Below are 13,368 nucleotides of genomic sequence, written 5' to 3' on the forward strand. Positions count from 1 at the left end.
TTCGTCTAATTTGTCTATTTCAGCGGCAGGCGAGTTGGCCCTGCGGCTCGCCGAGGTTCGCGGTTTGCGACCGTGCTGTGATGATTTCAAAGACCCGCCGACATCATAACCCCGTTGCAACGCGCGTCAGGTCGAATAACGCAGAAGCCGGAGAAGTGACTGAAAATGCGAGAGACTGATTGTCGGATCAGGATGGAAAGGCGCTGAGTTGTCTGTAGCGACGTAGAGGCTGCAACTGGGCCGCCGAACTGCAGCCTTCGTGAAAGTCAGCTACGGGTGGTTAGCGGTCGTTGGACTTTTATCGAAGTTCCTACAAACTGCTGCCATGGACCGCTCGAGCAACGAACTTAAGCCGATCAGGTTGGCGGCCTTCGCGGTCGGCATTGTAGCAAGCGCGTTGGCTATCGAACTGTTCTTGGGGTTTAGGGTGAATGAGGCTGCGGGCAACTTGGCCGAACTCATTATGGGAGTTTCGTTGATCGCTGCCGCGATATTGGTTCTGGCCCCGCTTGGCCGATCCCGGAGATTGGTCGCCGCCTTATCGGCGTTCGTTTCAGTCGTCTTGCTTTGGGCGATCAATGCCAAGTTCAGCACGTCACTCGATGTGGCATACGGTGGCGCATATGCATGGAGCGGGACCAGAGTTGGTGTACTGGCTTTGCTTGTTGGACCAGTTCTCGGCTTTGTGGCGGCGATCCTGACATTGGCATTCGCGCGCCTCCGCATCTTCAACCGACGTTTTTCCACTGTCGTCGCCAAAGGCCGCTGAGGGTCGATACGAGAAGCTGGTTTTGGCCCACAATCGAGACCCTCGCCGCAGCTTAGCGTTGCTGATAAGGATGCATCTCACAGCGGTTTCTGTTCGTAAACGGACCCAACTGCCAGTCGAAATAAACGCGACGGTTTAGTGGCTCACTTACCTCGTCTGCGGTCGGCTTGGCCAAGTTCGCTTCACCGCAGCTTTCAAGTGTGATCGACCGCGGTTCGACGCCTAGAGATACAAGACGATCCGCGACCGCGCGTGCCCGAGCGAGAGATAGGCGCTTGTTTGCCTCGCGAGACCCGAGGGTGTCGGCGTACCCGCTGACGAGCATGTGAGCGGTCGGCCAAACTTGCGGGGCCAAATGCTCGATCGGGTCGATTAACCGCGGCGGTAAAGGTTCTGCAGATCCGCTGGCGAAGTAAACCAAGCCATGCACGATGACCCCGGTGTTGGGAATGGTCTGAGCAAGTGACGCGCTCGGGTGCCCAAGGACAGCAGCAAGGAGGACGGTGAGCGGGATCATCCGCACACCATAGCAAACCTCGTTGGACGTCGCCTATGGGTCGTTTTGCGAAGCAGGCATCGCGCCGGAAAGCGGAGCTCGGATCTACGCCCGGATGTCTTCGTTCTGGCATGGTCCGCGTGACCGCTCCTGGCGAGACGGCGAAATCGGGGGCTTGCCAGCTGCGACGCCCGGGCGATCTGGCGCCAGACGCTCGACCCATCACTCCAGTACAGAAAATGTCTGTCGCCATCGGCAGGCCTTCGTTCTAGCCTGACGACGCTGCAATCAAAGGCGGATAAGCCGCTGGATCAGCAAGAGGAAACACACAATGCGCATCCTGTACATCGCCGCTGCGGCCGCCCTGGCCTTGGCGGCCTGCTCCGACCGGACCGAGAAAAACGCCGCCGCCACTGCGGACAACGCCGGCGACACCGTCGCCTCGGCGGCCAGCGACACAGCCGCGAATGCAGACGCCGCCGCCGACGCCACCGCGGCTGCGGCCAAGGACGCGGCAGCCGACGCCGACGCCGCCGCCGATACCGCGGCGCGCAAGACCGATGCGGCGGCCGACGCCGCAGCGCGGACCCAATAAGACAAACGTCGCGACGCTGCCGATGCATTTCGGCGGCGTCGCGTCACCTTCTAGATGCTGTAGTTCATGCGGCCGGCTCACCGGGCGATTTTTGTCGGGAGACGTCGAGATGCTGGAAGTCGGAACCACCTGCTGGCGCGCCGAAGTCGCGCCCCGCGCCGCGCTACTGGTAGACATGGAGCCTTATCTGGCGGCCGCAAAGGCGGCGATGAGCCAGGCGAGCCGGTCCATCCACTTCCTGAACTGGGCCTTTGATCCCGACACCATCCTTGATCACGAGCCGACGGACGGTTCGGGTCCGCAAACAATCGGCCGCTTCCTCAGAGATCTGTCCGAGGCCCGGCCGGAGCTCGAGATCCGGATCCTGTGCTGGAAGTCGCCCGTCGCCGTTGCGGCCACTCAGCGGTTCTTTCCCTGGCGCAGTCGTCGCTTCTTCGCCGACACGCGCGTCGAGTTTCGTCTGGACGGAACCTTGCCGCCAGGCGCTTCCCACCACCAGAAGGTCATCATCGTCGATGACGCCGTGGCCTTCTGCGGCAGTTGCGACATCGGTCCCGACCGGTGGGATAGTCCCGAACACCTTCACCCCGACCCGCGTCGCGGGAAGACGTCCAAAGGAACGCCCTGCTACGATTGCCGCCATGAGGTCATGGCGATGATCGACGGTCCGCCGGCGGCCACTCTGGGTGATCTTTTCCGCGAACGGTGGGCGAGAGCGACCGGAGAGATGCTTGCTGCGCCGGCTGAAACGGTTTCCGACGTCTGGCCGGCCGACGTGAAGCCTGATCTGGAAAATGTCGAGATCGGCGTGTCCCGAACTCAGGCGCGGTGGAAAGATTTCCCGGAGTTGAGGCAGGGGGAGGCGGCCATCTTGGCCGCGATCGCCTCGGCCAAAACGACCCTCTATATCGAAAACCAGTATTTCACCTCGCCCATCGTGGCGGAGGCCATCGCCCAACGGCTCGATGAAGCCGACGGTCCGGAGGTGATCCTGGTGTCGACCCGGCATTCGCCAAGCTGGTTTGACCGGATGACCATGGACAAGACGCGCTCCGCGTTTCTCAAGAGGCTTGAAGACGCGGATCGGCATGGGCGGTTCAGCGCGTACAGCCCCGTCACCCGCAACGGCCGGATCATCATCGTCCACGCCAAGCTCGCCGTCGTCGATGACCGTTTCGTGCGCATTGGCTCCAGCAACGTCAACAACCGGTCGCAGGGCTTCGATAGCGAATGCGACCTGACCCTGGATGCGGGGGCGGACCCTGAAGGGGCGGGAGGGTCGTGTGTCGGCGTGTTTCGCAACCGGCTGATCGCCCACTGGCTGGGGTGCGAAGAAATGCAGGTCACCCAGGCGATCATGACCCACGGCGGCATCAGCGCCGGCATCGAACATCTGCGGGACGAAGGTTTGGATCGTCTGCGTCCGCTTCGGTCACGCAGTCACGGCGCCTTTTCCCGGTTCGTCGCCGAACACCATCTAGGCGATCCCATCTCGGCAGCCGACAGTCTTCGACCGTGGCGCCGACCCGCGCAGATGCGACACAAGCTTGCCGCGGCGGCGCATCGGCTGGTCCGCGCAGACATTCCCGCCCCGGACGTGCCGCTCGGCGGTTCGATCGAACCGGGCCTCGATCAGGACTAGGCCGTGAATCGACGTGGGATCCGCACCGCTTCTAGGCCGTGCTGCGCACGACTTCGATTTCAGCCTCGGGGCGGACATTCTAAGTGTCCGTGAGGGGTCGATTTTGGCCGCTGGTAGGATGGATAAGTTCAGACCCTGCCTGGTCCATCATGACGGGGCCATGCCTCGTGTGAAGTTCTCTGCTATAGCAATCGCTGCCATAATGGGCGGGGCTTCGGCGGCGGCGGTATAGCTGTGGGCGCAGGGGCTGACCTGTGATGGAGGGGATCGAGATGCGGAATGGTGAGGGTTTCGAAACGCGCGTTTCTGGCGATGGCGCTCTTGCCCATGGCGGGCGCGATGACTGATCAGCCTGGCCGGATCACCGGCATCGGGGGCGTCTTTGTCAAAAGCGCCGACCCCAAGGCCCTGGCCAGGTGGTATCGCGAGGTGCTGGGCCTGGACGTGGCCTCATGGGGCGGGGCGGCTCTGGCCTATGACGCGCCCGGTCATCCGCCCAAGGTGTCGTGGATGGCCTTTCCGCAGACCAGCGATCACATGGCGCCGTCGCTGCGTGAGTTCATGATCAACTTCGCCGTCGACGACATGGACGCGATGATCGCGCGGCTGGGCGCCAACGACGTGCCCATCCTGGCGCACGGCGAAGACAATCCGTTCGGCCGCTTCATCTGGATTCAGGATCCCGACGGGACGAAGATCGAGCTGTGGCAGCCGAAATAGAACCCGGCCTGAACAGACGGCGGGCCTAGGCGCCGCGCCAGGGGGTCAGCACCGAATAGCGGGTGACCTCCCTGGCGCCCGACCTTGCCGCGCGGATCAGGTTGCGATCGGCGAGGTGGCGCACCGCGTCCTGAACGCTGCGCTTGGACAGGCCTGTCTGCTCCGCCAGTTGGGCATGGCTGAGGGCGACATCGCCAAGCGACGCCAGGGACAGATAGACCAGAAACGCCGACGGCCGATGGTCATGACCGACCAGGTCTCGCATCAGCGTGTCCAGGACGTAGCCGTCGATCGTATAGTGCTTATTGGTCATTTGCCTACGCCCGCGCGATTGACCTAGGCTGGGGGCACGCGACGCTCCGAGCCCGAACTCACGTGATCAAAAAGCTCAACTACGTCGGAATTCCAACGGGCGATCAGACACGAGCCCTGGCTTTCTGGACCCATGTGATGGGGTTCACCATCACGACGGACCGGCCCGTCGGTGAGCGCCGCTGGGTCGAGCTGAAGATTCCGGGCGCCCAGACAGGACTGCTGCTGTTCACGCCGGAGGGTCATGAGGACCGGATCGGAACCTTCTTCAACGGCTCGTTCGGGTGCGAGAACGTCCAGTACGAGTACGAACGCCTGTCGGCCAAGGGCGTCAAGTTTCTGGGGCCGCCTGAGTTGAAGCCGTTCCCCCACGTCTATTTTCAGGACCCCGACGGGAATACGTTTTTCCTGTCGAGCCGCTGAAGCCGCGTCGAAAGCGGCTATAGCGCATATGCTTAGACCCCAAGTTCGAGACCTCCATGACCTATACCCTCTACGGCATTCCCAACTGCGACACGGTCAAGAAGGCGCGGGTCTGGCTGGAGCAGCACGGCGTGGGTTACCTCTTCCACGACTACAAGAAGGCCGGAGTGGATGCGGGGCGGCTGGGCCAGTGGGTCGACGAGCACGGTTGGGAGACGGTGCTGAACCGGGCCGGGACGACGTTCAAGAAGCTGCCGGAAGCCGACAAGGCGGAGATCGACAAGGCGAAGGCGATCGCGCTGATGACGGCCCAGCCGTCGATGATCAAACGGCCGGTTCTGGATCTGGGGGATCGGCGGTTGGTGGGGTTCAAGCCCGAGACCTACGCCTCAGCGCTTATCTGAGCCGGACGGTCGCGACGACGCCGAAGTGGTCGGACGGATATTCGCCGTTGGTCGGCGTGTCGCCGAAGCGGCGGGCCTCGCCGGGCGTGAAGGCGGCCTGTTCGACGAAGATGTGGTCGATGACGCGCTCGGGATGACCCTTGGCCGGGTTCAGGGTGGTCGTGACCGAGCCGCGGGGCAGGGCGCTGAAGAAGCGGGGGCCGGTTAGGGTCGCCAGGCCCGAATCCTCTTGCGTCGCATTGAAGTCGCCCATGACGATTAGGGGCGTGCCGTCCTGCGGCAGCCAGCCGAGCAGGGATGCGATCTGGCGGGCGCGGACCGGGCCGGCGTCCTGTTGCCACGCCAGATGGGTGACGACGACATCGACCGGGCGACCCTGGACCGCGACGCGAAGCCGAAGCGCGGTGCGGAAATCGTCGAGCGGCTCAAGCTTGGTCGAGGCCTCGGTGAGAACCGGCAGGCGGGTCAGCAGGGCGTTGCCATAGCGGCGCGGGGCGCCCTCGGCGTCGGTCGAGACGAAGGCGACATGATAGCCGCCCAGCTCGCGCGCCAGCATCCGGGCCTGGTTCTCCAGCCCGACGTTAGCGTCCTCCAGCACCTCCTGCAGGGCGATGACGTCGGCGTCCTGGGCCTTCAGGGCGGCGATCAGCAGCGGACGGCGGGCGGTCCAGTCCCCAAGATTGTGCCAGATGTTGAAGGTGACAAGCTTCAGCTCGGTAGGCCTCTTAGCCTTTGGGGCCGTGACGCACCCTGCCAGCGGCGCGAGGGCGGCGGCGGCCAGCAGGGTGCGACGGTGGATCATATCGGCCTCAGCCCTCAACGTCCGTGGAGGGGCGGTCGTGGCCGTCGGCGCTTTCGGTGACCCATTCGCCGGCGGCGGTCTCGTATTCGATCGCGGCGGTCTGGTCGGGCACGCGTTGCTCGCGCGCGGCGCGGACGGCGGCGGCTTTGGCGTCGTCGTGGCTGGCGAAGGTCTCGGAATAGGTGTCGCCGGACTTGTAGGCCCAGCCGCCGTCATGTTCGACGATGCGATAGGTGACATGGGCCATGGGACGCGCTCCTGAGATTGATGAGATCGGACCCTAGACCGAACCGGCGGCGGTCGAAACGGCGACCTTACGAAGATTTCACCTAGCGCCGCGCATCCGTTGAGGCGTCGGCCAGCCTCTTGTGATCAGAAGGCCGCCGCATCAGGCTGCTGCAACGGTTCAAGGGATACCCGTCATGGAAGACTTCATTCCGATCTTCGCCATCTTCGCCGTCTTCGGCTCGATTACCGCCATCGTCTTCGGCCCGCAGGTTCTGAAATATCGCGAGAAGCGCGATATGCAGGAGACCATCCGCCATGCGGTGGACAAGGGCCAGCAACTGCCGCCCGAACTGATCGACGTCCTGACCAAGGACGTGCAGAAGAGCCTGCCGTCACGCACCAAGGACATCCGGCGCGGCGTCATCTGGCTGGCGTCCGGCATCGGCATCGCCGCCTTCTCGGTCGTCAGCGAACTGGGCGGGAACTTCAACGGCAATCTGGACAGCGGCCTGCTGGGCATCTCCTGCATTCCCGTCACGATCGGCCTGGCCTTCATCGTCCTGAGCTTCTTCAACAAGGGCGCGGACTGAGCACGGCGGGCGGGGGGAAGCTCTGATGAGCAAGTCTCTACGCGACTTCCACGATGTGGAGCTGGCCGCCCAGGCGGCGGCCGGCGGTCGGCGGGAGTATGGGGAGCTGGTGCGTCGGCACGGGTCGGCGGTTCGGGGGCTGCTGCGCCGGATGGGGGCGACGCCGTCCCTGTCCGACGACGTGGCGCAGGACGCCTTCCTGCAAGGGTTCCAGCGCTGTTCGGAGTTCCGCGGGCAGGGGACGTTTGCGGGCTGGATCAAGAAGATCGCCGCGCGGCTGTATCTGAAGCGGGTGGCCAAGGAGGCGCGTTATGTCGCCGAGATCGAGGCCGACCAGGCGGATGTGGCTGTCGATCACGGCGGTCTGATGGACCTGGACGAGGCGTTGAAGACGCTCAGCGAGACCGAGCGTGTCTGCGTCTCCCTGTGCCACGGCGCGGGGATGTCGCATCCGGAAATCGCGGCAGCCATGAATTTGCCGCTTGGCACGGTGAAATCGCATGTCAAACGTGGTCTGGATAAACTCCGTGCGCGGCTTCAACCGGCGCACGGCTCAGGCGGGAGGTCGGTCCATGTCGGCTGACGAGTTCGATCCGATGATCGAAAGGCTGTTCGCCCAGGCGCCGAGCCTGCCGGACGAGGCCCTGTTCCTGGCGACGGTCAAGGCGCGCATGGAGACGCGGTCGCGCTGGCGCGCCCTGACCCTGACGGCGGCGGGACTGATCGGCGGCGTGCTGGCGGTGCGCGAGGGGGTGAACATCAACTTCACCGCCGACGGCGATACGACCCTGGCGCAAGGCCTCAGGGCGGCGGCCGCCACGGCGCAGGGCGCGGCGCAATCGGGGCTGGACGGATTGGGCCTGCAAGGTCTGGGCGTCGGATCGCTGGATGTGATGAACGGCTCGGGCATGATGGCCTTCTGGATCGTCGCCGGGGCCCTGGTCGCCCTGATGGCGGCGGGCGTGGCGAAGCTGTCGCAGGACGTATGAGCGCGGCAGCGAGGGTGACACCGGCGGGGCAGGGGCCTATCTGACGCCTTCACGTCAGGAGGCCCGGCGATGTCCGTCCACACCCAAGAGAGCGTCAAACGCATCACCGTGCCCGATATCGCAGGGCGCAAGGGCGGCGAGCCGATCGTCTGCCTGACGGCCTATGACGCGCCGATGGCGGCCCTGCTGGACCCGCACTGCGACGTGCTGTTGGTCGGCGACAGCCTGGGGATGGCGGTTCACGGCCTGCCCAATACCGTGGGCGTGACGCTGGAGATGATGATCCTGCACGGGCAGGCCGTCATGCGCGGCGCCAGACGGGCCATGGTGGTCGTGGATATGCCGTTCGGCTCCTACGAAGGCGGCAAGGAGGTCGCCTACGCCAACTGCGTGCGGGTGATGAAGGAGACGGGCGCCCAGGCGGTGAAGCTGGAAACCAGCATCGATATGGCCGAGATCGTCGCCTTTCTGGTCAAGCGCGGCATTCCGGTCATGGGCCATGTCGGCCTGCGCCCCCAGGCGATCCTGGCCGAAGGCGGGTTCAAGGCCAAGGGCCGGACCGACAGCGAGCGCGACCGGGTGCTGGCCGAGGCCAGGGCCGTCGCGGAGGCCGGCGCCTTCTGCATCGTCATCGAGGGCGTCGCCGAATCGCTGGCGCGCGAGATCACCGAGACGATCGACGCGCCCACCATCGGCATCGGCGCCTCGGCCGCCTGCGACGGTCAGGTGCTGGTGGTCAACGACATGCTGGGCATGTTCGACTGGACCCCGAAGTTCGTGCGCAAATACGCCGATCTGCGCACCGAGATCGACCGCGCCGCCTCTGCTTTCGCCAGCGATGTGAAAACCCGCCGTTTTCCTGCCGAAGTCGAGACCTACTTCTCGAAAAAGCCGGCTTCGCAGTAACGGACGACGTTGCGGGCGGGGAGCCGACCTTCTAGGGTCCGCGCCGGTTTGCATTTCGCGATTTTGGGGCGACGTTTCAGTGGTTGATGTCTTCGAGCAGGTCGAGGAGGAGCTTCGCTCCGACAAGTTGAAGCGCCTGGCCAAGACCTGGCTGCCCGTTTTCGGCGTGGTGCTGGTCGTCGCCCTGATCGGCGCCCTGGGCTGGTGGGGCTGGGACAGCCTGAACTCCAACAAGGCCGCCAAGGCCGCCGAGGCCTATGATCGCGGCATGGAGGCCCTGCGCGCCGACAAGCCGATGGACGCCCGCGCCGCCTTTGAGGAAGCGATCAAGGAAGGCAACGGCGCCTACAAGGTCCTGGCCCTGCAGCAGCAGGCCGGCCTGGCCGTCAGCGCCAACAAGTTCCAGGACGCGGTTCGCCTGTTCGACGAAGCTGCCAAGGCGTCCAGCGATCCGATCCTGTCCGACCCGCCCGCCCTGAAGGCCGCCTTCCTGATCATGGACACCGCGCCGCTGGCCGAGATCGAAAAGCGCCTGACGCCGCTGGCCGAAGACAAGCGCCCGCTGCACGCCTTCGCCCAGGAAGCCCTGGCCCTGGCGCGCCTGCAACACGGCAAGACCAAGGAAGCGCGTGAGGCCTTCGTGCTGCTGCAACTGGGTCAGGACGTGCCGGATTCGATCCGTCAGCGCGCCCAGATCGCCGTGGAATCCATCGACGCCGGCACCGCAGCCGCCATCAAGCCCATCGTCGACGCCGCCGCCAAGGCGACGCCGCCGGCCGCCGGGGCTGCGAACGCGATGACGCCCTCGGCCGCCCAGGCTGCTCCGGCTCAGGCTTCTCCGGCCCCAGCTGCTCCCGCCGCCGCGCCGGCCGCCCAATAGTGACGACCCCTTACAGGACGCCCCCGATGAACCGAGTTCTGAAAGTCGCGCTGATCTGCGGCGTCGCCGCAACGATGGCGTCCTGCGGCACCGTGCGCCGCAACCTGCCGTTCGGTCTGGGCGGCGGCAAGGAAGACGCCGGCGCGACCGCCTCGGCGGGCCAGCGCATCTCGGTGCTGGAGTTCGAACAGAGCCTGTCGCCGTCGGCCGCCCTGTCGGGCCGTGACTTCTTCCTGCCGGGTCCGCAGGCCGTGACGGCCTGGACGCAGCCGGGCGGCACGTCCGAGAACCTGGTCGAGCACGTCATTGCGGCACCGAACTTCCAGATCGCCTGGAAGCGGGGCGTCGGCTCGGGATCGGCTCACGTCGGCAACGTCATGGCCCCGATCGTGGCCGCCGACGGCAAGATCTTCGTGCTGGACGGCGAATCGACCGTTTCGGCGGTTTCGGCCGACACCGGCGCGATCTTGTGGAAGGCCAACGTCAAGAACGCCGATCGTGACCGCAACGGCGGCTTCGGCGGCGGCGTCGCCGTCGGCGGCGGCAAGGTCTTCGTCTCGTCCGGCTATCGCTCGATGACGGCGCTGGACGCCAACACCGGCGCCGTGGTCTGGACCCAGCAGGTGGACGCCCCGATCCACGGCGCCCCGACCGTCTCGGGCAACCGGGTCTTCGTCGTGGACGTCGACAGCCAGTTGTTCGCCTTCGACGCCAACACCGGCGCCCAGGACTGGACCTATCGCGGCATCGCCGAGCCGGCGCGCGTCATGCGCGCCTCCAGCCCCGCCGTCAGCGGCACGACCGTCGTCGCCCCGTTCGCCTCGGGCCAGCTGGTCGCGCTGAGCGCCCTGAACGGCCAGGCGGTGTGGGAAGAGACCCTGTCTCGCACCAGCCGCACCAGCGCTCTGTCTGAGGTTCGCGAGGTGGCGGGCCGTCCGGTCATCAGCCGCGGCATGGTCTATGGCGTCAGCCACTCGGGCGTGATGTCGGCGCTGGACCTGCGTTCGGGTCAGCCGAAGTGGCAACTGCCGGTGACGGGCGTGAACGCGCCCCTGCCGGTCGGCGACGCCGTCTTCGTGGTGTCCAAGTCGGGGCAGCTGATCACGGCCAACCGCGACACGGGCCAGATCTATTGGACGCGTGAACTGAACGAGGGCCGCGAGCGCCGCGAGGGCGGCTTCCTGACCTTCGCCCGTCGCACCATCCGCCCGCAATGGTCGGGACCGCTCTTGGCCTCCAACCGTCTGGTGATGGTCAATTCGTTTGGCGAAGCTGTCGCCTTCGATCCGAAGACCGGCGTGGCGCAGACGACGCTGAAGCTGGGCGCGCCGGCCTATATCGCGCCCGCCGCCTATAATGGCGCGCTGTATGTGCTGACTGACACCGGCCAACTGATCTGCATCCGCTGATTTTCAGCCCGAACTAAGCTAGAAGGCCGACATGGCTCTGAAGGTCGCCATCGTCGGCCGCCCCAATGTGGGCAAATCGACACTGTTCAACCGCCTCGTCGGCAAGCGCCTGGCGCTCGTCGACGATCGCCCCGGCGTGACCCGCGACCGGCGCTACGCCGACGGCAATATCGGCGACATGGACCTGACGCTGATCGACACGGCGGGGTACGAGGACGTCACCGACGACAGCCTGGAAGCCCGCATGCGCGAGCAGACCGAGGCCGCGCTGGACGACGCCGAACTGGTCATGTTCATGATGGACGCCCGCGAGGGCGTGACGTCGCTGGACCGAATCTTCGCCGAGCGCCTGCGCCGGGTGCACAAGCCGATCATCCTGTTGGCCAACAAGTCCGAGAGCCGCGAGAGCGGCGGCGGCGTCGGTGAGGCGCACGCCCTGGGCTTTGGCGAACCCGTCGCCATCTCGGCCGAGCACGGCGAGGGTATGGCCGATCTGTACGCCGCCATCGTCGCGGCCTCGCAGGACATCTTCGTCGAGGAGATCGACGAGCCGGACAAGCCGATCCGCATCGCCGTCATCGGCCGGCCCAACGCCGGCAAGTCCACGCTGATCAATCGCCTGATCGGCGACGACCGGCTGCTGACCGGGCCGGAAGCGGGCATCACCCGCGACTCCATCTCGGTCGACTGGCAGTTCGAGGGCAAGAACATCCGTCTGGTCGATACGGCCGGCATGCGTCGCAAGGCGCGGGTGCAGGAAAAGCTGGAGAAGCTGTCGGTCGCCGACACCATCCGCGCCATCACCTTCGCCGAAGTCGTCATCCTGATGATGGACAAGGATGACGCCTTCGACACCCAGGATCTGCAGCTGGCCGATCTGGTCGAGCGCGAGGGCCGCGCCTTGGTCTATGTCGCATCGAAGTGGGATCTGGAAGACGAGCCCCAGTCCCGCATGGCCAAGCTGAAGGGCATGGCCGAGGACAAGCTTCCGCAACTGAAGGGTTCGCCGTTCGTAGCCCTGTCGTCCCACAGCGGCCGCGGCGTCGAGCGGCTGATGCCGGCGGTGCTTCAGGCCTATGACACCTGGTCGGTCAAGGTGAAGACCAAGGACCTGAACAACTGGCTGTCCATGGCGACCCAGCGTCACCCGCCCCCCGCCGTGGACGGCAAGCGGATCAAGCCGAAATACATCGCACAGACCAAGGCCCGCCCGCCGACCTTCGTGCTGATGGCCAACCGCGCCGAGTCGATGCCGGAGCATTACAAGCGCTATCTGGTCAACTCGATCCGCGAGAGCTTCGACCTGCCGGGCACGCCGATCCGTCTGAACGTCAAGTCCAGCGGCGTGAACCCCTATGCCGAAGGCGGCGCCAAGTCCGGGCCGGAACGCTACAAGGGCGACGCCAAGACCGCGCCGCGCCGCGTCAAGAAGGCCGAGAAGGAAGAGGCCTTGTCCAAACTGCCCGGCAAGGCGCTGGAGCAGAAGAAGACCCGCAAGGCCCAGCCCAAGGTGCTGGGCGGGTTGAAATCCAGCGCGTCGAAGAAGGCCGGGTCGTCCGTGGCGGTCCAGAAGGGCGCGCGCGGCGGCGCCCGCCAGGTGTCGCGTTCGGGCCGGATCCGCACGGGCCAAAAGGGCGGCGCCAAGAAGTGACGGCGTGAGCGAGGCCGAGAGCGCGCTTCCCGCCCGGCCCACCTCGCGTTGGCTGATCCTGGACGGCCAGGAGCGGGTGCTGCTGTTTCACTTCGTGTTTTCCGAAGGACCGCTCGCCGGCACGGCCTTCTGGGCGACGCCCGGCGGCGGGTGCGAGGCCGGCGAAACCTACGAGGACGCCGCGCGCCGCGAACTGTTCGAAGAGACCGGGTTGGTGGTGACCGATCCCGGCCCGCAGGTCGCCCAGGTCCGCGTCAGCTTCCGCCTGCCTGACGGCCGGATGGCGGACGTGGATCAGAGGTTCTTCCTGCTGCGCACCGACGACTTTGTGCTGTCACCCAAGGGCTGGACGGACGAGGAGCAGAGGGTTCTGACCGAACATCGCTGGTGGAGCCTCGAAGACATACGCGATTCCAAAGAGACGATCTGGCCCGCGGAACTGGCCGATATTCTGTCGGCCCTTTGAACAGCCACCCTGGCGTTTCGAGACCGATTTTCGCTCGCAAACATACTGCTTGATCATGCCCTGAAAGCGGCGCTTGGGTTTCGGAT

The 13,368-nt window shown here is 65.6% G+C and carries 18 protein-coding genes; 14 read left to right on the top strand and 4 right to left on the bottom strand.

The annotated features are described in order from the left end of the window. Window positions 1-259 precede the first annotated feature (259 nt). Entirely contained in the window at window positions 260-769 is a 510-nt protein-coding gene (locus tag LG306_RS09335) for a hypothetical protein (protein WP_404413910.1), read from the top strand. A gap of 52 nt (window positions 770-821) precedes the next feature. Here the strand turns inward: LG306_RS09335 and LG306_RS09340 are convergent, their stop codons facing one another. Next, a complete protein-coding gene (locus tag LG306_RS09340) occupies window positions 822-1,286 on the bottom strand; it encodes an OmpA family protein (protein WP_404413912.1) in 465 nt (154 codons plus the stop codon). 310 nt (window positions 1,287-1,596) lie between these two features. On the opposite strand from LG306_RS09340, the gene LG306_RS09345 reads away from it, so the two are divergent. The 3 genes from LG306_RS09345 (at window position 1,597) to LG306_RS09355 (ending at window position 4,222) form a co-directional block, all read left to right on the top strand. Beyond that, window positions 1,597-1,860, top strand: coding sequence for a hypothetical protein (locus LG306_RS09345; protein ID WP_269219101.1), 264 nt, complete (start codon window positions 1,597-1,599; stop codon window positions 1,858-1,860). A gap of 109 nt (window positions 1,861-1,969) precedes the next feature. Next, a complete protein-coding gene (locus tag LG306_RS09350) occupies window positions 1,970-3,502 on the top strand; it encodes a phospholipase D-like domain-containing protein (protein ID WP_404413914.1) in 1,533 nt (510 codons plus the stop codon). A gap of 339 nt (window positions 3,503-3,841) precedes the next feature. Continuing rightward, window positions 3,842-4,222 carry a VOC family protein gene (locus LG306_RS09355; RefSeq protein ID WP_404413916.1) on the top strand — a complete coding sequence of 127 codons (381 nt, stop codon included), beginning with the start codon at window positions 3,842-3,844 and terminating at the stop codon, window positions 4,220-4,222. 25 nt (window positions 4,223-4,247) lie between these two features. Here LG306_RS09355 and LG306_RS09360 read toward each other — a convergent pair whose 3' ends face one another. Beyond that, a complete protein-coding gene (locus LG306_RS09360; RefSeq protein WP_404413918.1) occupies window positions 4,248-4,535 on the bottom strand; it encodes a helix-turn-helix domain-containing protein in 288 nt (95 codons plus the stop codon). A gap of 62 nt (window positions 4,536-4,597) precedes the next feature. On the opposite strand from LG306_RS09360, the gene LG306_RS09365 reads away from it, so the two are divergent. Both LG306_RS09365 and LG306_RS09370 read left to right on the top strand, forming a co-directional pair. After that, window positions 4,598-4,957 carry a VOC family protein gene (locus LG306_RS09365; RefSeq protein ID WP_404413920.1) on the top strand — a complete coding sequence of 120 codons (360 nt, stop codon included), beginning with the start codon at window positions 4,598-4,600 and terminating at the stop codon, window positions 4,955-4,957. Window positions 4,958-5,013: 56 nt separating this feature from the next. Beyond that, window positions 5,014-5,361: an ArsC family reductase gene (locus tag LG306_RS09370; RefSeq protein ID WP_404413922.1), complete on the top strand. Its 348-nt coding sequence runs from the start codon at window positions 5,014-5,016 to the stop codon at window positions 5,359-5,361. Here the strand turns inward: LG306_RS09370 and LG306_RS09375 are convergent. Then, a complete protein-coding gene (locus LG306_RS09375) occupies window positions 5,354-6,163 on the bottom strand; it encodes an endonuclease/exonuclease/phosphatase family protein (protein WP_404413923.1) in 810 nt (269 codons plus the stop codon). The genes LG306_RS09370 and LG306_RS09375 overlap by 8 nt on opposite strands. Window positions 6,164-6,170: 7 nt before the next feature. Beyond that, a complete protein-coding gene (locus LG306_RS09380; protein WP_017506104.1) occupies window positions 6,171-6,410 on the bottom strand; it encodes a DUF2188 domain-containing protein in 240 nt (79 codons plus the stop codon). 175 nt (window positions 6,411-6,585) lie between these two features. Between LG306_RS09380 and LG306_RS09385 the strand changes: the two genes are divergently transcribed. From LG306_RS09385 to LG306_RS09420, 8 genes are all read left to right on the top strand, one after another. Then, entirely contained in the window at window positions 6,586-6,981 is a 396-nt protein-coding gene (locus LG306_RS09385; RefSeq protein WP_404413925.1) for a DUF6249 domain-containing protein, read from the top strand. Window positions 6,982-7,006: 25 nt separating this feature from the next. Beyond that, complete coding sequence (locus tag LG306_RS09390; RefSeq protein ID WP_404413927.1) at window positions 7,007-7,564, top strand: RNA polymerase sigma factor; 558 nt, start codon at window positions 7,007-7,009, stop codon at window positions 7,562-7,564. Beyond that, the gene (locus tag LG306_RS09395; protein ID WP_112862236.1) at window positions 7,554-7,970 is read left to right on the top strand and encodes a hypothetical protein; all 417 of its coding nucleotides are present in this window, start codon (window positions 7,554-7,556) and stop codon (window positions 7,968-7,970) included. Before LG306_RS09390 ends, LG306_RS09395 begins: the two co-directional genes overlap by 11 nt. A 69-nt stretch (window positions 7,971-8,039) precedes the next feature. Continuing rightward, window positions 8,040-8,876 carry a 3-methyl-2-oxobutanoate hydroxymethyltransferase gene (panB, locus tag LG306_RS09400; protein ID WP_404413929.1) on the top strand — a complete coding sequence of 279 codons (837 nt, stop codon included), beginning with the start codon at window positions 8,040-8,042 and terminating at the stop codon, window positions 8,874-8,876. A 79-nt stretch (window positions 8,877-8,955) separates the two neighbouring features. Further along, complete coding sequence (locus LG306_RS09405) at window positions 8,956-9,756, top strand: tetratricopeptide repeat protein (RefSeq protein WP_404413931.1); 801 nt, start codon at window positions 8,956-8,958, stop codon at window positions 9,754-9,756. 26 nt (window positions 9,757-9,782) lie between these two features. Continuing rightward, a complete protein-coding gene (locus tag LG306_RS09410) occupies window positions 9,783-11,165 on the top strand; it encodes a PQQ-binding-like beta-propeller repeat protein (RefSeq protein ID WP_404413933.1) in 1,383 nt (460 codons plus the stop codon). A 31-nt stretch (window positions 11,166-11,196) separates the two neighbouring features. After that, window positions 11,197-12,816 carry a ribosome biogenesis GTPase Der gene (gene der, locus LG306_RS09415; protein ID WP_404413935.1) on the top strand — a complete coding sequence of 540 codons (1,620 nt, stop codon included), beginning with the start codon at window positions 11,197-11,199 and terminating at the stop codon, window positions 12,814-12,816. A 4-nt stretch (window positions 12,817-12,820) separates the two neighbouring features. Next, complete coding sequence (locus tag LG306_RS09420) at window positions 12,821-13,282, top strand: NUDIX hydrolase (protein ID WP_404413937.1); 462 nt, start codon at window positions 12,821-12,823, stop codon at window positions 13,280-13,282. Window positions 13,283-13,368: the final 86 nt, after the last annotated feature.

The organism is Brevundimonas vesicularis (assembly GCF_044807075.1).
GTDB lineage: Bacteria > Pseudomonadota > Alphaproteobacteria > Caulobacterales > Caulobacteraceae > Brevundimonas > Brevundimonas vesicularis_G.